The 17,175-nt window shown below is 72.8% G+C and carries 18 protein-coding genes, 1 tRNA gene and 1 pseudogene; 17 read left to right on the forward strand and 3 right to left on the reverse strand.

Going from position 1 to position 17,175, the window contains the following annotated elements; genetic code table 11:
- Positions 1-9 precede the first annotated feature (9 nt).
- The 6 genes and pseudogenes from NOCA_RS11270 (at position 10) to NOCA_RS11290 (ending at position 5,374) form a co-directional block, all read left to right on the forward strand.
- Entirely contained in the window at positions 10-924 is a 915-nt protein-coding gene (locus NOCA_RS11270; RefSeq protein WP_011755403.1) for a 2-hydroxyacid dehydrogenase, read from the forward strand.
- Between the two features lie 21 nt (positions 925-945).
- Positions 946-1,131: pseudogene (locus NOCA_RS28650) on the forward strand (CHC2 zinc finger domain-containing protein); the annotation flags it as partial.
- A gap of 417 nt (positions 1,132-1,548) precedes the next feature.
- Positions 1,549-3,744, forward strand: coding sequence for a toprim domain-containing protein (locus NOCA_RS11275; RefSeq protein WP_443189695.1), 2,196 nt, complete (start codon positions 1,549-1,551; stop codon positions 3,742-3,744).
- Positions 3,741-4,262, forward strand: coding sequence for a hypothetical protein (locus tag NOCA_RS11280; protein WP_011755405.1), 522 nt, complete (start codon positions 3,741-3,743; stop codon positions 4,260-4,262). The genes NOCA_RS11275 and NOCA_RS11280 overlap by 4 nt, the downstream gene beginning before the upstream one ends.
- A gap of 55 nt (positions 4,263-4,317) precedes the next feature.
- Positions 4,318-4,390 (forward strand) — tRNA-Asn (locus NOCA_RS11285).
- 108 nt (positions 4,391-4,498) lie between these two features.
- Complete coding sequence (locus tag NOCA_RS11290) at positions 4,499-5,374, forward strand: sulfotransferase (RefSeq protein WP_158305662.1); 876 nt, start codon at positions 4,499-4,501, stop codon at positions 5,372-5,374.
- A gap of 21 nt (positions 5,375-5,395) precedes the next feature.
- On the opposite strand, the gene NOCA_RS11295 is transcribed toward NOCA_RS11290, so the two are convergent.
- Both NOCA_RS11295 and NOCA_RS11300 read right to left on the reverse strand, forming a co-directional pair.
- Positions 5,396-6,124 carry a hypothetical protein gene (locus NOCA_RS11295; RefSeq protein WP_011755407.1) on the reverse strand — a complete coding sequence of 243 codons (729 nt, stop codon included), beginning with the start codon at positions 6,122-6,124 and terminating at the stop codon, positions 5,396-5,398.
- 44 nt (positions 6,125-6,168) lie between these two features.
- Positions 6,169-6,882 (reverse strand): cytochrome c biogenesis CcdA family protein, encoded by a 714-nt coding sequence (locus NOCA_RS11300; protein WP_011755408.1) that lies wholly within the window; start codon positions 6,880-6,882, stop codon positions 6,169-6,171.
- A 145-nt stretch (positions 6,883-7,027) separates the two neighbouring features.
- Here NOCA_RS11300 and NOCA_RS11305 point away from each other — a divergent pair, with 145 nt between their 5' ends.
- The 11 genes from NOCA_RS11305 (at position 7,028) to hemA (ending at position 16,501) form a co-directional block, all read left to right on the forward strand.
- Positions 7,028-7,675, forward strand: coding sequence for an ABC transporter ATP-binding protein (locus tag NOCA_RS11305; protein WP_011755409.1), 648 nt, complete (start codon positions 7,028-7,030; stop codon positions 7,673-7,675).
- Positions 7,672-8,334, forward strand: a complete 663-nt coding sequence (locus NOCA_RS11310) for a heme exporter protein CcmB (protein WP_011755410.1) — start codon at positions 7,672-7,674, stop codon at positions 8,332-8,334. The genes NOCA_RS11305 and NOCA_RS11310 overlap by 4 nt, the downstream gene beginning before the upstream one ends.
- A 176-nt stretch (positions 8,335-8,510) precedes the next feature.
- Entirely contained in the window at positions 8,511-9,824 is a 1,314-nt protein-coding gene (locus NOCA_RS11315) for a hypothetical protein (protein WP_197687659.1), read from the forward strand.
- Positions 9,825-9,835: 11 nt separating this feature from the next.
- Positions 9,836-10,600 carry a cytochrome c biogenesis protein CcsA gene (ccsA, locus tag NOCA_RS11320; RefSeq protein ID WP_011755412.1) on the forward strand — a complete coding sequence of 255 codons (765 nt, stop codon included), beginning with the start codon at positions 9,836-9,838 and terminating at the stop codon, positions 10,598-10,600.
- Positions 10,593-10,742, forward strand: a complete 150-nt coding sequence (locus NOCA_RS27545) for a hypothetical protein (RefSeq protein ID WP_011755413.1) — start codon at positions 10,593-10,595, stop codon at positions 10,740-10,742. Before ccsA ends, NOCA_RS27545 begins: the two co-directional genes overlap by 8 nt.
- Positions 10,739-11,203, forward strand: coding sequence for a cytochrome c maturation protein CcmE (locus tag NOCA_RS11325; protein WP_011755414.1), 465 nt, complete (start codon positions 10,739-10,741; stop codon positions 11,201-11,203). Before NOCA_RS27545 ends, NOCA_RS11325 begins: the two co-directional genes overlap by 4 nt.
- A 1-nt stretch (position 11,204) precedes the next feature.
- On the forward strand, positions 11,205-13,181 hold the full coding sequence (locus NOCA_RS11330; RefSeq protein ID WP_011755415.1) for a heme lyase CcmF/NrfE family subunit: 1,977 nt from the start codon (positions 11,205-11,207) through the stop codon (positions 13,179-13,181).
- Positions 13,178-13,747, forward strand: a complete 570-nt coding sequence (locus NOCA_RS11335) for a TlpA family protein disulfide reductase (RefSeq protein ID WP_011755416.1) — start codon at positions 13,178-13,180, stop codon at positions 13,745-13,747. Before NOCA_RS11330 ends, NOCA_RS11335 begins: the two co-directional genes overlap by 4 nt.
- A complete protein-coding gene (locus tag NOCA_RS11340) occupies positions 13,744-14,271 on the forward strand; it encodes a cytochrome c-type biogenesis protein (RefSeq protein WP_011755417.1) in 528 nt (175 codons plus the stop codon). The genes NOCA_RS11335 and NOCA_RS11340 overlap by 4 nt, the downstream gene beginning before the upstream one ends.
- The gene (locus NOCA_RS11345) at positions 14,268-15,158 is read left to right on the forward strand and encodes a tetratricopeptide repeat protein (RefSeq protein ID WP_011755418.1); all 891 of its coding nucleotides are present in this window, start codon (positions 14,268-14,270) and stop codon (positions 15,156-15,158) included. The genes NOCA_RS11340 and NOCA_RS11345 overlap by 4 nt, the downstream gene beginning before the upstream one ends.
- Positions 15,155-16,501 (forward strand): glutamyl-tRNA reductase, encoded by a 1,347-nt coding sequence (gene hemA, locus NOCA_RS11350; protein WP_011755419.1) that lies wholly within the window; start codon positions 15,155-15,157, stop codon positions 16,499-16,501. Before NOCA_RS11345 ends, hemA begins: the two co-directional genes overlap by 4 nt.
- On the opposite strand, the gene NOCA_RS11355 is transcribed toward hemA, so the two are convergent.
- Positions 16,438-17,175 (reverse strand): PIG-L deacetylase family protein, encoded by a 738-nt coding sequence (locus NOCA_RS11355; protein WP_011755420.1) that lies wholly within the window; start codon positions 17,173-17,175, stop codon positions 16,438-16,440. The genes hemA and NOCA_RS11355 overlap by 64 nt on opposite strands.

Raw genomic sequence — 17,175 nt, forward strand, 5'->3', positions numbered from 1 at the left:
TCGACCCTCGTGAGCGATCGTCTCGTCTGGCTGCCGTTCGACCCCGCCGAGCTGGGCGACCCGCCGGAGGGCCTGCGCTACCAGGTGGTCGACCCGACGCAGCACGTCCCCGACACGGTCGGCGACGTCCGGTTCTACGTGCCGCCCTACCAGGTCGGCAGCCGCGTCGCGGAGGTGCTGCCGCGGATGACCGGGCTCGAGGTGGTCCAGACGGTCACGGCCGGCGTCGACAACCTGCGCGGCCGCGTGCCGGACGGCGTCACGCTCTGCAACGGCCGTGGCATCCACGACACCTCCACCGCCGAGCTCGCGCTGACCCTGATCCTGAGCAGCCTGCGCGGGATCCCGGACTTCGTGCGCGCCCAGGCCCGGCACGAGTGGGCGCCCGGGTGGCGCCCGGCGCTGGCCGACAAGCGCGTGCTGGTGATCGGGTACGGCGCCATCGGGCGGGCCATCGAGGCCCGGCTGCTGCCGTTCGAGGTCGAGGTCGTCAGGGTCGCCCGCACCCGACGCGCCGGCGTGCACGGCATCGACGAGCTCCTCGGGCTGCTCCCGGACGCGGACGTCGTGGTGCTCGTCGTACCCCTCACGGAGGAGACCCGCGGCCTGGTCGACGCGGGCTTCCTGGCCGCGATGAAGGAGGGTGCGCTGCTGGTCAACGTCGCCCGCGGTGCGGTCGTCGACACCCCTGCCCTGATCGACGCGCTCGACTCGGGTCGGATCCGGGCAGCGCTCGACGTGACCGACCCCGAGCCGATCCCGGAGGACCACGCGCTCTGGGACGCGCCCGGCCTGCTGATCTCGCCGCACGTGGGCGGCGCGAGCAGCGCGATGTGGCCGCGGGCGTACCGGCTGGTGCGCGACCAGCTGCACCGTTACGCGGCGGGGGAGCGGCTGTGGAACATCATGTCCGACGACTACTGACCGGGACATAGACTCCGCACCGTGGCAGGGCGGATCCGTGATGAAGACATCGCCGAGGTGCGCGAGAAGGCACGCATCGACGACGTCGTCTCGCAGTACGTGACGCTGCGCCCGGCCGGCGGCGGCTCGCTCAAGGGGCTCTGCCCGTTCCACGACGAGAAGTCCCCGTCGTTCAACGTCAACCCGAGTCGCGGGTTCTTCCATTGCCTGGCCGGCGAGACCAAGGTCTTGACCTGGGACGGGCCGCGGCCGATCAGCGAGCTTGCCGGTGGCACCCACCGGATCCTCAACGTGCACGGCGACTGGGCAGAAGCGCCCTTGAAGTCCTACGGCGTGCAGCGGCTGTGGCGGATCGTCGTCACGCGGAACCGTGAGCGCAAAGAGCTCTTTGCGACCGACGGCCACCGCTGGTTCGTTCCCTCTGGAAGGACTGGATCGAAGCATCGTGAGGTGCTGACCAAGGAGCTCAAGGCCGGCGATCGACTGGTCTCGAAGTTCCCTCGCTCGCGGATCCAGCGGACGACACCGTCACCGTTCGGCATCGCGCACGGGTTCACCTACGGCGACGGGACCCGGTCGGGCACCGGCAGCATGGCACTGCTGCGCCCCCCGAAGGACCTGGCGATGCTGAAGTGGTTCTCGAACAGCCACACCTCGGCTTCAGGTGACAACCTCCTGGTGCACCATCTACCGCGCTTCTTCAAGGAGCTGCCCGACCCCGATGAGTCGGTCTCCTACCTGTACGGGTGGCTGGCCGGCTACTTCGCCGCCGACGGCTGCGTCGCGGCCGATGGGACCGTGATCCTCAACTCGGCCCGGCGGGAGAACCTCGAGTTCGTACGGATGGTCACCACGCGACTCGGCATCGCGACCTATGGCATCACCACCCAGTCGCGAGTAGGGCTGGGGAAGGAGCACTCCGACCTGCACCGGGTGCACTTCGTCAACGACGACCTCACCGAGAGCTTCTTCCTCCTCGACGAGCACCGGCGGCGCTTCGCGGAGGCGACCAAGAAGTATGCGCGACGGGGGTGGGTGGTCCAGGCGGTCGAGGAGACGGACCGCGTCGAGGAGGTGTATTGCGCGGAGGTCGAGGACGGTCACGCGTTCACGCTCGAGGACAACATCCTCACCGGCAACTGCTTCGGTTGCTCCGAGGGCGGCAACGTCATCACGTTCCTGATGAAGATCGACGGCCTGACCTTCGGGGAGGCGGTCGAGCGGCTCGCGGACAAGGTCGGCGTGCAGCTGCGCCGCGAGGAGGGCGACGTCCGCGAGGAACGGCCCAAGGGTCCGCCGCGGCGGCGGCTCGTGGAGGCGCACAAGGTCGCCCAGGAGTACTACGCCGACCAGCTCGCCACCCCGGACGCTCTCGTCGCGCGGCAGTTCCTCGGTGGGCGCGGCTTCGACCAGGCCGCGGCCGAGCACTTCGGCATCGGCTTCGCTCCTCGCGATGGGGACGCCCTGAAGACGCACCTGCGCCAGAAGGGCTTCAGTGCCGAGGAGATGACGGTCGGCGGGCTGATCGGCCCGTCGGGCTACGACCGGTTCCGCGGCCGGCTGCTCTGGCCGATCCGCGACGCCAGCGGCGACACGATCGGCTTCGGTGCCCGCCGGATCTTCGACGACGACCGGATCGACGCCAAGTACCTCAACACCTCCGAGACCCCGATCTACAAGAAGAGCCAGGTGCTCTACGGCATCGACCTGGCCCGGCGCGACATCGGCCGCTCCTCCCAGGCGGTGATCGTCGAGGGCTACACCGACGTGATGGCCTGCCACCTCTCCGGCGTGACCACCGCGGTCGCGACCTGCGGCACCGCGTTCGGCGACGACCACTCTCGCGTGCTGCGCCGCTTCCTCAACGACCACCAGGTCACTCACGGCGAGATCATCTTCACCTTCGACGGCGACGCCGCCGGCCAGAAGGCCGCGCTCCGTGCCTTCGGCGGTGACCAGAACTTCGTCTCCCAGACGTACGTCGCCGTCGAGCCCGGCGGGCTCGACCCGTGCGACCTGCGGATCCAGCAGGGCGACGCCGCGGTCCGCGAGCTGGTCGCCCGCCGGGTGCCGCTCTACCGATTCGTCCTCACCAATGTCGTTCGGGAGTTCGACCTGGATAGGGCGGACGGCCGGATCGCCGCCGTGAGGGAAGCCGCAAAGCTCGTGCTGAGTAGTCGCGACAACTCCGTGGCCCAGAGCTCCTTTGCTCGCGACATCTCCGAGCTCACAGGAGTCGACCCGAACGAGGTCCTCGTCGAAGTCAGGCGCGTCGTGGCGCGGCATCGGAACGGGGACCGCGGGGCGGTTGCCGAACCGCCGACGAATCGGAGTGCGGTTCCCAGCCTGCACGACCCGCGGTTCGCGATCGAGCGCGAGACCCTCCAGCTGGTCATCCAGCACCCGATGACGATCGGTCGCAGCACCGGCGACATCGGCCCCAACGACTTCGTCCACCCGACCTACCGGGCGGTGTGGGAGCTGGTCGCGGCGGCCGGCGGCCCCGGCGCGGGCGCCGGCGACCCGTCCTGGGCCAACCGGCTGCGCGACGCCGCGACCGACCCGGCGGCCTCCTCGGTGATCAGCGCACTCGCCGTCGAGCCGCTCAAGAAGGAGCCGGACGCCGCGTACGTCGCCGAGCACGTGTTCCGGCTGCTCGAGCTCACCGCGGCCCGGCGGATCGCGGCCATCAAGTCCAAGCTGCAGCGCACCAACCCGGTCGAGCATGCGGAGGAGTTCAACAAGATGTTCGGAGAGCTCGCCGCGCTGGAGGCGCACCGCCGGGCGCTGCGCGACCGGCTCGCGGGGAGTGCCACGTGAGCCCCTGGCGTCGCCAGCGCCCGCCGATCCGGGTCGAGCGCGGCGAGCGGCTCCTCGCCGACGCCGTCGCGGCCGAGGGCCACCTCGGCGGCACCCGCGACGCCCTCTACCTGGTGCGCTCCCGCGGCGGCACCGCCTTCGAGCTGAGCGAGACCGTCCGGATCCCGTGGGAGGACGTCGAGGCCGCCGACTGGGACCAGGAGACCGAGGTGCTGCGGGTCACCGAGGTCGGCAGCTGGGGACAGGTGCGTCCGGAGCACCGCTTCACCCTCGACGAGCCGGGCCGGCTCCTCGAGCTGGTCCGCGAGCGCGTCACCGCCAGCATCGTGCTGCAGCGGCACGTGCCGGTCGACGAGCGCCGCGGCCTGCGGGTGATCGCTCGTCGAGCGCCGTCCGGGAACCGGCCGGTGCAGTGGGTCTACGAGTACGACGAGGGCGTCGACCCGGACGATCCCGAGGTGCGCAGGCTGGCCCGGGAGGCGCTCGCGGCCGCCCAGCAGGACGTCGGCCCGGTCTGACCACCTCGATTTCTGTTGGTCCGCCCGGATTGCTAACCTGTGCGGGCTGCACCGATCCCCTGTAGCTCAACTGGCAGAGCATTCGGCTGTTAACCGGAGGGTTGTTGGTTCGAGTCCAACCGGGGGAGCAGAAGAACGGCCTGGCCGCGGAAGCATCCGCCGGTCAGGCCGTTCGCCGTTGTCGGGTGTCGAGCGTCGGCCGCCGGGCCCGGGCGCCAGCGCCTACGATGGCGGCCGTGCCGACCTCCGCCGACAGCAGGACCTTCGTGCTCGGCGTCGGGGCCCAGAAGGCCGGGACGTCGTGGTTGCACGACCACCTGGCGTCCTCGCCGCAGTGCGACCCGGGGTTCTTGAAGGAGTACCACGTCTGGGACGGCCTGGACCTCGAGGCGATGGCGCACTTCCGCGAGCGGCTGATGAAGCGGTCCCAGCGTGCCGCGGCGCGGCTCGCGCGCGGCCGGGAGGCCGACCCGGAGAACCTCCGGCTGGCGTCGTTCTACGCCGACCCCGAGGCGTACTTCGACTACTTCGAGCTGCTGCTCTCCCGGCCCGGCATCCGGGCGACCACCGACATCACGCCGTCCTACGCGATGCTCTCGGTCGAGCGGCTGGCCGCGATCCGCGACGGCTTCGGGCGGCGGGGGATCCGGGTGGCGCCGGTGTTCTTGATGCGCGAGCCGGCCGAGCGGATCTGGTCCGCGGTCCGGATGTACAAGAAGCGCCGCCCCGAGCGGCACGACCGGACGCCGGAGGAGCGGGTGCTCGAGGTGTACGCCGAGCCCTGGTTCGAGCTGCGCACCCGCTACGAGCTCACGATGGGGGCCCTGGAGGCCGTGTTCGGTCGGGACGGGGTGCACTACGTCCTCTACGAGCGGCTCTTCGAGGAGCCGACCGTGCAGGAGCTGGCCGCGTTCGTCGGGATCGACCCGGCGCCGGCCGACACCGACCGGCGGGTGAACGCGTCGCCGAAGACCGACGTACTGCGGCTCCCCGACGACGCGGCGCGGCGGATCGCCGAGCACTACCGGGCCACCTACGAGGCCGTGGCGGCGCGGCTCGGTCACGACGTGGTCGCCACCGCCTGGCCCGACCTGCGCTGGCTCGAGAGCTGAGCGTCGTCCGGGGCCCGACCGTCAGCGGTGCCGGCGCACGGAGACGAGGACGAACGACTCGCTCCCGCCGGACATGTCCTTCTCCCGGACGATGCCCAGGCCGGGGGCGTAGAGCTTGAGGGAGAGCACCGGCTTCTCGAGGCGGGTCCACTCGAAGCTGCGCACCAGGTGATGGAGCGTCCCGTAGGGCACGGTGGTCGAGGCGTTGCGCTGCACGATCCAGGCCTGGTCCTCGGCCTCGCCCCTGAGGAACTCCTGGCGGTAGGCGTCGGTCGGGCGTGGCTCCGCGGGCATGATCAGGCCGGCGACGGCCCCGTCCACCCCCGCCCGCCAGGAGCCCTCGCGGCTCTCGAGGCGGCCCGACCTGTCATAGGTCGCCGTCGCTTCGCCGAAGTACCAGACGTTGCCGTCGTTGTCGGCCGCGTACCAGTCGGAAGTCTGCTCGGCCAGGCTGCCGTCGGCGCGGCGCAGGGTGTCCCGGACGACGGTCGTCGTGACGCCCTGGATGCGCTTGGTCCGGTGCGTGACCCGCACCCGCTCGACGAACCGGTCACCCTCGTCGGTGCCGCGATAGCGCGTGACCGTGCCCGGCTCGAGCGGGAAGTACTCGTTCTGCTGCGGCCTGTCGAACTGCGCAGGTGCCACGGCCCTCGGCACCGCCGGCGGCTGTCTCAGCGCCGGCACCGCGACGGCCGACAACCCGCCGGCCAGGGTGAGTGCGGCGGTGACGGTGGCGAGCCTGCTGAGCATCGCGTGCTCCCTTCCGGAGAACCGTGCACTGGCATGGTTCCCACCTAGAGGGCGGGCACACCCCCCTGCAGCACCCGGGTCAGCCACGAGAGCTGGTCGGTGACCAGCATCAGCCCGTAGCCGAACAGCACCACGGCCGAGGCCCGGGAGAGCAGCAGCCCTCGGGCGCGCACCCAGCGCAGCGTCGGTCCCAGCCGGCCGAGGAACACCGCGGTGACGAGGAGGGGGAGGGTCAGCCCGGCGGCGTAGCAGGCCAGCAGCAGGCCGCCGCGGGCCGCCCCGTCCTGGCCGGCGGCGACGGTGAGCACCGAGCCCAGCACCGGCCCGATGCAGGGAGTCCAGCCGAACGCGAACGCCGCTCCCATGACCGGGGCGGCCCAGGTGGCGCCGGCGCCGGGTCGTGGGTGGAAGCGGAGCTCCCGCCCTCGCGCGAACGGCAGGTCGAGGGTGCCGGCGAACATCACCAGCGCCAGCGTCAGCACGATCGCGCCGCCGATCCGGGTGATCGAGACCTGTTCGCGGGTCAGGGCGCCGCCCAGCGCGGTGGCGGAGAGCCCGAGCAGCACGAACACGATGCCGAACCCCGCGGCGAAGGCCGAGGTGCCGGCCAGCACCCGGCCCAGGCTGCGCCGCTGCTGGAGGTCGGCCACCCCCAGGCCGGTCGCCACCGACAGGTAGACCGGCACGAGGGGGAGCACGCAGGGCGAGGCGAAGGAGATCACGCCGGCGGCGAACACGAGCGCGATCTCTGCGGTCATCGTCCCTCCCGGTCTAAGGTGCAAAAGTATGACCGTTAGAAGCGAGGTCGGCAAGGGTGGACGAGAGCACCGTTGACGCGGGGCGCCGAGCCACCTACCGTCTCTCTAATGTTCAACTAGATTTATTTTAGAATGGAGGCTCGGCGTGGGCGTGATCCAGCTGCGGCGGGTGGCCCGCCTCTTCGACGGGATGCCCGCGATCACCCAGGTCGACCTCGAGGTCCAGCGCGGGGAGCGGATCTGGCTCTCGGGCACCAACGGGTCGGGCAAGTCGACGCTGCTGCGGGTCGTGGCGACCGCGCTGTCACCGACCTTCGGCAGCGGGACGGTCTGCGGCCTGGACCTCGTCCGGCAGCGCGCCGCGGTGCGGGCCCGGATCGAGCTGCTCGGCCACGAGCCGCGGTTCTACCGCGAGCTGTCCGCCCGGGAGAACCTCCGGTTCGTCTGCTCGCTCACCCGCGCCGACCCCGCCCGCATCGACGGCGCGCTCGAGCGCGTCGGCCTGGTCGAGGTCGCCGACGTTCGCTTCGCGAGCTTCTCCCAGGGCATGCGCCAGCGGCTCGCCCTCGCCCGCTGCATCGTGCGTGAGCCCGAGGTGGTGCTGCTCGACGAGCCGTACGCCGGCCTCGACGAGGACGCGCGCTCGGTGGTCGACGACGTGCTCGTCGAGGCGCGCGGGTGCGGGCGCACCGTGCTCCTGGCCAGTCACGAGCAGCCGCCCACCGGCCTGGTGGACCGGCGCGTCGTCATGGACGCGGGCCGGGTGGTCGCGCACGACGGAGCGCTGCGGTGACCGGCGGCGCGGTGTGGGCGGTCGCCGGCAAGGACCTGCGGGCCGAGGCGCGCAGCAAGTACGCCCTCGGCTCGGTGCTGCCGTTCGCCGCGACCATGCTGCTCGCGTTCGGCTTCGCACTCGGCCCGGACCGGGTGCTGCTCGAGCGCGCGGCGCCCGGTCTGCTCTGGCTCGCGGCCCTCTTCGCGGCCGTCGACCTGTTCCACCGCTCCTACCAGGCCGAGGCCGACGCGGGCGCGCTCGACGGGCTCGTGCTGGCGCCGTTGCACAAGGGCGACATCTTCTTGGGCAAGGCCATCGCCGCCGCCGTCCAGGTGCTGGTGCTCGTGCTGGGCACCGGCCTGATCGTCACGGTGCTGTTCGGGCTCGAGCTCGCCCGGGCACCCTTGCTGCTGCTCACGGCCGTGCTCGGCGTCGCCGGGCTGAGCGCGCTGGGCAGCCTGTTCGGCCTGCTCACGGTCCTCGGCCGGCGCCAGGCCGCTCTCCCGGTGCTGCTGCTGCCGCTCGTCACGCCCGTGCTGATCGCGGCCATCCGCGCGACCGCGACCCTGGTCGAGGGCACCGCCGGCGTGGCCGGCTGGCTCGGCGTGCTCGCCGCCTTCGACGCGATGTTCCTCGCCGCGGGCTACCTGGTCTTCGGGCATCTGCTTGAGGACTGAACCATTTGCCGTTTGCTCTTGACAGCGCCCTCCGGCGAGCGTGACTCTCTCTAAGACACAAAAATGTGTCTGTTAGAGAGAGGCATCACGCGATGGTCAAGCAGGAAGACCCTCACCACGTACCACCACCCGATCCTCGGGGCCGCGGTCGCGGCCCGCGACGCTGGCTCGCCACCGTGGGCATCCTCGCCCTCGGTGGGATGGTGGCCCTGGCCTACCAGGCAACGGCGGGTCCGCCGGCGGCGAAGCCGGCGACCGTCCAGAACCCCCCGTCCGCCGGCGACAACGCGCAGGCGATGGTCAAGGAGGGTCGACACACCTTCCGCTACGACACGTTCGGGGACCAGGCGTTCTGGGGCGGCACGCTCCAGCTCCACGACGCGATCGCGGGGGAGGACAACGGCGGCGTCGGTGGCGGCGTCAGCCCCAAGACGGCGCTGGCCGTCGGGCTCAAGGTCGACGTCAAGCGGCTGCCCGCCAGCGTCAAGAACGCACTCGCGAACGGCAAGGTGAACCTCGACGACCCGGCGGTCACCCTGGCCCTGTTGAAGCTCAACTCGGTGGTCGGCGTGAGGGGGTTCTTCAACTCCGACGGCACCCTGCGGACCGTCGGCATCGAGTGCGCGCTGTGCCACTCGACGGTCGACGACTCCTTCGCACCGGGCATCGGGAACCGGCTCGACGGCTGGGCCAACCGGGACCTGAACGTCGGGGCGATCGTGTCCCTCGCGCCGAACCTGCAGCCGATCGCCGATCTGCTGCACACCGACGTCGACACGGTCAAGCAGGTCCTGGCCGCGTGGGGTCCGGGCCGGTTCGACGCGCAGCTGTTCCTCGACGGGAAGGCCTTCCGTCCGGACGGTACGACGGCGGCCACGGTGCTGCCGCCCGCGTTCGGGCTGCAGGGTGTCAACCAGCACACCTCGACCGGGTGGGGCTCGGTGACGTACTGGAACGCCTTCGTGGCGAACCTGGAGATGCACGGTCAGGGCAACTTCTACGACCCGCGTCTCGACAACGCCGACCAGTTCCCGATCGCGGCGGAGAACGGCTTCGGCCACGTGCGGTCGAAGGTCGACAAGATCTCGTCGAAGCTGCCGGCGCTCGCCGCCTACCAGCTGTCGCTGACCGCGCCGACGCCGCCGAAGGGCAGCTTCGACCCGAAGGCGGCGGCCCGCGGTGAGTCGCTGTTCATGGGACAGGCCCAGTGCTCGACCTGCCACGTCCCGCCGACGTTCACCGAGCCGGGGTTCAACATGCACACCGGTGAGGAGATCGGGATCGACAACTTCCAGGCCGATCGCTCGCCGACGCACATGTACCGCACCAGCCCGCTCAAGGGTCTGTGGAGCCACCAGAAGGGCGGCTTCTACCACGATGGTCGGTTCCCGGAGCTGGTCGACGTCGTCCAGCACTACAACGACACCTTCGGCCTGGGCCTCACCGAGGCCCAGCAGGGCGACCTCGTCCAGTACCTGAAGTCGCTCTGACGGGATGTGAGATGAAGACCTTCGATCGCCTTCTCGTCAAGGTCGGGACCCCTCGGGCCCAACGGCTCTTCGGTGGCGCTGCGTTGGTCACGTTGGGAGGCACCGCCGTGATGGCACTCGCGGTGGTGCCCCCCGACGCCGAGCAGGGGGACGTGCAACGGCTGATGTACGTGCACGTCCCCGCTGCCTGGTTGGCCTTCCTGTCCTTCGGCGTCGTGTTCGCGGCGAGCATCGGCTACCTCCGGACCGGCCAGATCCGGTGGGACCGGATGGCCGTCGCCTCCGCGGAGATCGGCGTGCTGTTCTGCTCGCTGACCCTGTTCCTCGGCTCGCTGTGGGGCCGCCCGGTCTGGGGCACCTGGTGGACCTGGGACCCGCGGCTGACCACCACCGTGGTCCTGCTGCTGATCTACCTCGGCTACCTCTCGGTCCGCCGCGTCGCCGACAGCCCGAGCCGGCGCGCACACTGGTCGGCGGTGATCGGCGTGATCGGCTTCATCGACGTGCCGATCGTGCACATGTCGGTGGTCTGGTGGCGCTCGCTGCACCAGGAGGCCACCGTCGTCCGCGCCGGCGCGCCCACGATGGATCCCGGCATGCTCGCCACGCTGCTGCTCGGCGCCGTGGCGTTCTCGATCGTCTACGGCTACCTGATGGCCGTCCGGATGCGGGTCGGTCGCCTGGAGGACAGCGCGGCCGGTTCGCTGATGCGGCGCCCGACCCCGCGGGCGGGTCTCGTCGGGGCCCGTGCCGAAGGAGGTGAGCGTCGTGGCTGACCTCGGCTACGTCGTCGCCGGGTACGGCGCGACCGCGGCCGCGCTGGCCTGGTATCGGTGGTGGCTCTCGCGCCGCGCGGTCCGGGCCCGGGCCCTGACCGCCGCGCTGACCGGGCGGGCCCCGCGCAAGGGGCTCCGGTGAGCACGACCACGGCACCCGAGCCGACCCACGGTCCGGACGCGGTGCCCTCGCCGCCCCGACGAGGCTCGACCCGGCTCCGGGTCGTCGTCTGCGTCGCGATCATCCTGGGAGCCCTCGGCTGGATCGCGGTGCGCGGCCTCACCGGCAGCTTCGTGTACTACCTGACTCCCACGGAGGTCGTGAGCGGTGGCCAGGCCGAGATCTCCCAGCGGATCCGCCTCGGCGGGTACGTCGAGCCCGGCAGCGTCACCCGGGACGACCAGGGCCTGACCTTCACGGTCTCCGACGGCGAGGAGTCGATCCGGGTCGTCAGCACCGGGTCGGTGCCGCAGCTGTTCCGAGCCGGCCAGGGCGTCGTGCTCGAGGGAGCACTGGGCGCCGACCGGCTCTTCCACGCCGACACGCTGCTGGTGAAGCACGACGGCGAGTACCGCGCTCCCGACCCCACGAAGGGACCCTGACATGGCGCACCTCGGACAGCTCGGCCTGCTGCTGGCACTGGCGCTGGCGGCGTACGGCATGGTGGCCGCCTTCGCCGGCGCCTCGCCCCGGCGCGCGGCCTGGCTGGAGAGCGCCCGGCTCGCGGCGTTCGCCGTGCTGCTCGTCGTCCTGGTCGTCAACGGCGCCATGCTGATCGCGCTGCTGACCGACGACTTCGGCGTGCGCTACGTCGCCGAGAACTCCTCGACGACGACACCGGTGTTCTTCAAGACCCTGTCCCTGTGGGCCTCCGACGACGGCTCCCTGCTGCTGTGGAACCTGGTGCTCGCCGGCTACGGCGCGGCCGTCGCCTGGCGGTTCCGCACAGACCGTCCCGCCGGCTTCCCGGTGGCCCTCGGTGTGATGTTCCTCGTCCAGTCCTTCTACCTGCTCCTGGTGAACGGGCCGTCACGACCGTTCGCCACCCTCGCGACGGCGCCTCTCGACGGACGAGGACCGGCGCCGCTGCTGCAGAACCATCCCCTGATGGCCGTGCACCCGCCGTTCCTCTACCTCGGCTTCATCGGCTTCACCGTGCCCTTCGCGTTCGCGATCGCCTCGCTGGTCAGCGGCTCGCAGCCGGACCGGTGGGTCGAGGTGATCCGCGGCTGGACCATCGCCGTCTGGACCTTCCTCACCGTCGGGCTGGCGCTCGGCGCGCTCTGGTCGTACTCCGTCCTGGGCTGGGGCGGCTACTGGGCGTGGGACCCGGTCGAGAACGTCGCCCTGTTGCCGTGGCTGGTCGCGACCGCGTTCCTCCACTCGGTGATGCTGCAGCGCCGCAGCGGGATGGCGACGTTGTGGAACGTCGGCCTGGTGATCGGCGCCTTCGCCCTCACCACGTTCGGGACGTTCCTGACCCGCGGCAGCGTGCTCACCTCGATCCACGCGTTCGCCGACTCCTCCGTCGGGCCGGCGTACCTCACCTTCCTCACGCTCGTGCTCCTCGGCGGCTTCGGGCTGGTCGTGTGGCGGCTGCCGCTGCTGCGCTCCCCGGCCCGGATGGACTCCCTGCTGTCGCGGGAGGCGGCGCTGGTCGGCAACAACGTGCTGCTGCTGGCCGCCACCGGCATCGTCCTGCTCGGCACCGTCTTCCCGATGGTCGCCGAGGCCGTCTTCGACCAGCAGCTGACGGTCGGGCGGCCGTACTTCGAGTCCGCCGTCACCCCGGTCTTCCTCCTGCTGCTCCTGCTGATGGGGGTCGGCCCGCTGCTGCCGTGGCGGCGGGGCACCCCCGGCCGGGCGTGGCAGCGGCTGCGGCTGCCGGCGTCGGCCGCGGCGCTCGTCGCCGTCGTGCTCACGCTGGCCGGCGTCCGGTCCACGGGCGCCGTCGTCGGGCTCGGCCTGGTGGCGCTGGTCGTCGTCGGCACCGGCCGGGAGCTGGTGCGCGGCGTCCGGGGCGGCGGAGGACCCCGACGGGTGCTGCGCGGCAGCCGGCGGTACGGCGGGCTCCTGGTGCACGTCGGGATGGCGGTCCTCGCCGCGGGCGTGATCGCCTCCTCGGCGCTCGGCCAGGAGGGTGAGGTCACCCTCGCGAAGGGCGAGACGGCCACGTTCGCCGGCCACGAGCTGCGCTACGAGGGCCTGCAGACCGACCGGCAGCCGAACCGGACCGTGCTCACGGTCGCGCTCACCGTGTCCGGTGACGGCGACGAGCTGCGACTGGATCCCAGGCTCAACCTGTACCCCGCCGCGTCGGAGCCGATCGCCTCGCCCGCCATCGACCGCGGGCCGGTGTGGGACCTGTACACCTCGGTGATCTCACTGCAGGACAACGGCGACTCGGCGACCGTCCGGGTGCTGCACACGCCGGGCGTCAACTGGCTCTGGCTCGGGGCGCTGTTGATGATCCTCGGTGGCCTGCTGGCCGGCTGGCCGCACCGCGTCCGGCGACGCCGCCCACCGGCGACGGCCGAAGGGCGGGTGCCGCCCGTGGTCGTGACGGGTGCGCGGCCATGAGCGGCGGCGGGGTGCGCGGTGGCGGTCGGCGGCTGGTGCCGCTGGGTGGCCTCGCCGTCGGCGTGGCCCTGGTCGCGCTGCTGCTGGCGCTCGGGCTCACGACCGACGCGAAGCTGGCGGCCTCGCCGCTGTCCGGCCGCCCGGCCCCGGCCTTCGACCTGCCCGGCCTGGACGGGGCCGAGCAGAGCCGGGTCCGCCTGGAGGACCTGGAGGGGCAGGTCGTCGTGGTGAACTTCTGGGCATCGTGGTGCACCGAGTGCCGGGTCGAGCAGCCGGAGCTCAACGCGGCCTGGGAGCGGTTCCGCGACTCCGGCGTCGTCGTTCTCGGGGTGAACTTCCAGGACGCCCCCGGCGACGCCCGACAGTTCGCAGCGACCAGCGGTGCGTCGTACCCGATGGTCGTGGACCGGGACTCCTCGACGGCGCTGGACTTCGGGCTGCGCGGCGTCCCCGAGACCTTCCTGATCGACCGAGACGGCCGGATCGTGGAGCGGTTCGTGGGGCCGGTGACGGCGGCGACGTTGGGTGAGCGGCTCGAGCCGCTGATCGACGGAGCACGGCCATGAGCCCCGCACGCCCGGCGCGCCCGTCGGGCGGCCGTCTGCGCCTGGCCCTCGCGGCCCTCGTCCTGATGGCCACCGCCGGCGCCCTGGTGTGGGGCGCCGCGACCGGCCGGCCACCGACCGACGAGGAGCGCGCCACGGCGATCGCCGCGGGGCTGCGGTGCCCGGTCTGCACGGACCTGTCGGCCGCCGACTCCTCGGCACCACTCGCGCGGCAGATGCGGACCGAGATCCGGCAGCAGGTGGCGGCCGGGGTCTCCGACGAGGAGATCCGTCGCGGCTTCGTCGAGGCCTACGGGCCGTCGGTGCTCCTGACCCCGCCCGCGGACGGCATCGGCCGGGTCGCGCACCTCCTGCCCGTGCTCGTCCTGGCGGCCGCGGCGGCGGGTGGCGCGACCGTCCTCGTGAGGGGTCGGCGCTCCGTGAGCCGGACCGGGCTCGGCCTCGCCGGGCCGGAGCCCGGCTCACCGACCGACCGGGCCCTGGTCGACCGCGCGCTGGCCGACCTGCTGAAGGAGGAGTCGTGACCCTCGCCCTCGTGGCCGGAGCGATCAGCGTGGTCGCGCTCGCCCTGCTGACCCGGCCGTTCCTGGCCGCGAGCCGCGCCCCGCGGCCCTCCGGCGCGAGCACCCCCGACGTACGCCGACAGCTGCTGCGCCAGGTCCGCGACCTCGATGCCGAGCGCGCGGCCGGCGAGCTGACGGACGCACAGCACGCCGCCCGCCGCCGCGCCCTGGAGGCCGAGCTCGCCCCACTGCTGCGCGCCGAGCCGGTCGTGCGCGAACCCCGGGCCCCGGCGCGGAGCATGCGGACCCGGCGCGCGCGTTGGACCCGGCGGGTCGCCGTCCTGGCGGTCCTCGCCACGGCCGCCACCGGAACCGCGGTCGTGCTCCGCAACACCGTCGAGCCCGAGCCGCCGGCGGCGGCCGCGCCACCGGCGGCTGCCGCGGCCGCACCCGACGGCGCCTTCGCGACCCAGCCCACCGCAGCGGAGCTCGACGCCGTCGACGCCGCGGTGCGACAGGTCCGCCGACAGCCGCAGTCCGTCGGCGCACACCTGGCCCTGGCGCACGCCTACACGCGGGCGCGACAGCCGCAGCTGGCCACCGTCGAGTACCTCGCCACCCTGCGGATCGCGCCCGGCAACGCCGAGGCCAACACCGCGCTGGCCCTGGTGGCGTTCACCTCCGGCAACGCCGAGCAGGCCAAGCCGATGGTCGACCGGGCCCTCCGCACCAGGCCGGGCTATCCCGAGGCCCTCTACGTCCGCGGCCTGGTGCTCGCGATGGGGCTGAAGCGTCCGGCCGCCGCCGAGCAGGACCTGCGTGCCTACCTCGACCGGGCACCGTTCGGCTCGCACCGCCAGACGGTCCGGGCCGTGCTCGCCCTCGTGCAGAAGGAGGGACGTCGATGAGCCGGCTGACCTGCCTCGCGTTCCCGGGCCGCAGCATCCCGATGGCGGTCCTGGAGCGGCTCTCCGTCGCGGCGCGCGAGCTGCCCGCCAGCGTCCGGGCGCTCCGGGCGGTGCCGGGGGTCGACCAGGTGCTGGTGCTCTCGACCTGCGAGCGCACGGAGGTCTACGCGTGGTGGACCGACGAGGCGGACCCGGCGGCGCTGCTGCGGGCACTCGCCGGGCAGCGCGGGCTGGGGCCGGAGCCGCTGCTCGAGCACGCCGTCGGCCTGACGGGTCGTGAGGCCGTGCAACACCTGCTCCGGGTCACCGCCGGACTCGACTCCTTCGTCCGCGGCGAGTCCGACATCGTCGGCCAGGTGCGGGCGGCGGTCCAGGCCGCTCGGGCGGAGGGTGCGGTCGGGCTGGAGGTGCAGCGGCTGGTCGACGCCGCCGTGAACACCTCGCGCCGGGTGCACCGCAGCACGGGCGCCGGGCTGGCCGCCGGCTCGGTCGCGTCGACCGCCGTCGCCGCCGTGGCCGGGCTGCTCCCCGACGGACTGGCCGGACGCGACCTGCTGGTCGTCGGCACCGGCCAGGTGGCCGTGAGCGTCGTCGCCGCCGCTCGGGAGGCCGGTGCCCGCCTGACGGTGTGCGGGCGGGACCCGGAGCGGGCCGCCGCGATCGCGCCGGCCGGGGCGCGGGTGCTCGGGTTGGACGATCTCCCGGGCGCGCTCCTCGACGCGGACGCCGTCGTGTTCGGCACGTCGTCGCCCGAGCGGCTGCTCCGTGCCGGCGACCTCGGACCGGGGTTGAGCGAGCACCGGTCCGGTCGTGAGCTCGTGGTCGTCGACCTGTGCGTGCCGCGCAACGTCGACCCGGACGTGCGGGGTGTGCCCGGGGTGCGACTGCTGGACCTCACCGACCTCCGCGGCGCCGCCGTACCGGGCCGGCGTCCGTCCGCCCCGGCGCCGGCGGCGCTGGAGCTGGCCGAGCAGATCGTCGCGCAGGAGGTGGACCGCTTCCTGCACTGGTGGGTGGACCGTGCGGCCGCGGAGCCGGTACGCCGCCTGCGCGCAGACGTCGAGGCGTGCGTCCGCGAGGAGGTCGCGCGAGCCACCCGGGGTCTCTCGCCCGACCTCGAGCCGCTCGTCGCCGAGGGGATCCGCCGGGCGGTGCAGCACCTCGCGCACGGGCCGACGCGTCGGCTCCTCGACGCCGCGGCAGCAGGCGAGGACGAGGTCGTCGCGCTGCTCGCCGGGCTGTTCGCGCCGTCGGCCGAGGAGGACCAGGCTGTCCCGGCCTACTCGCCCCAGCCCATCGGGAACACCTCGAACGCCGCGGCGAGCGCGACGCCGAGGCGCTGACCGGTCTGGCGGCCGAAGCCCTCGAGGAACTCGCGGGCGTCGAAGTGCTCCCAGCCGAGGCCGTCGATGTAGGCGCGGTGCGCCTCCAGGGAGGCGACCCCGGCCTCGAACGTGTCGCTCGTGTCGACCGCGTGCGCGGCGTTCGGGGAGCCGAAGGCCCAGACGGCCCGGACGCCGCCCCACGGCTCGAGCCCGTCGCCGAGCTGCTCGGGGAACACCCACCGGTTGCCGGCGTCGCGCACGGCGTCGACCACCGCCCGGCCGGTCGCGATGTGGTCGGCCTGGTTGAGGTTCACCCCGCCCCAGGTGTCGCGGAAGTTGCCGGTCACGACGATGTCGGGCCGGAAGCGGCGTACGACGTGGGCGATCTCGCGGCGCAGCGAGACGCCGTACTCGAGCACCCCGTCGGGCTGGTGGAGGAACTCGACCGCGGACACGCCGACGATCCGCGCCGACTCGACCTGCTCGGCCTCGCGCACGACCCGGCACTCCTCGGGCGGCATCGCGTCGATGCCCGCCTCGCCGCTGGTCACCATGCAGTAGGTGACGTCCTTGCCCTGCGCGGTCCAGCGTGCGACCGCGGCCGCCGCGCCGAACTCCATGTCGTCGGGGTGGGCGACCACGCAGAGCGCGCGCTCCCAGTCCTCCGGCAACGACTCGAGCTGCTCGTCCAT

Source organism: Nocardioides sp. JS614 (genome assembly GCF_000015265.1).
GTDB lineage: Bacteria > Actinomycetota > Actinomycetes > Propionibacteriales > Nocardioidaceae > Nocardioides.

Excerpts from the sequence above, each read along its gene's own strand:
- ccsA (WP_011755412.1), top strand. The coding sequence starts at position 9,836 with ATGAAGACCTTCGATCGCCTTCTCGTCAAGGTCGGGACCCCTCGGGCC.
- NOCA_RS11340 (WP_011755417.1), top strand. The coding sequence starts at position 13,744 with ATGAGCCCCGCACGCCCGGCGCGCCCGTCGGGCGGCCGTCTGCGCCTG.
- NOCA_RS11295 (WP_011755407.1), bottom strand. The coding sequence starts at position 6,124 with ATGCTCAGCAGGCTCGCCACCGTCACCGCCGCACTCACCCTGGCCGGC.
- NOCA_RS11335 (WP_011755416.1), top strand. The coding sequence starts at position 13,178 with ATGAGCGGCGGCGGGGTGCGCGGTGGCGGTCGGCGGCTGGTGCCGCTG.
- NOCA_RS11275 (WP_443189695.1), top strand. The coding sequence starts at position 1,549 with ATGCTGAAGTGGTTCTCGAACAGCCACACCTCGGCTTCAGGTGACAAC.
- NOCA_RS11300 (WP_011755408.1), bottom strand. The coding sequence starts at position 6,882 with ATGACCGCAGAGATCGCGCTCGTGTTCGCCGCCGGCGTGATCTCCTTC.
- NOCA_RS11330 (WP_011755415.1), top strand. The coding sequence starts at position 11,205 with ATGGCGCACCTCGGACAGCTCGGCCTGCTGCTGGCACTGGCGCTGGCG.
- hemA (WP_011755419.1), top strand. The coding sequence starts at position 15,155 with ATGAGCCGGCTGACCTGCCTCGCGTTCCCGGGCCGCAGCATCCCGATG.
- NOCA_RS11355 (WP_011755420.1), bottom strand. The coding sequence starts at position 17,175 with ATGGACGAGCAGCTCGAGTCGTTGCCGGAGGACTGGGAGCGCGCGCTC.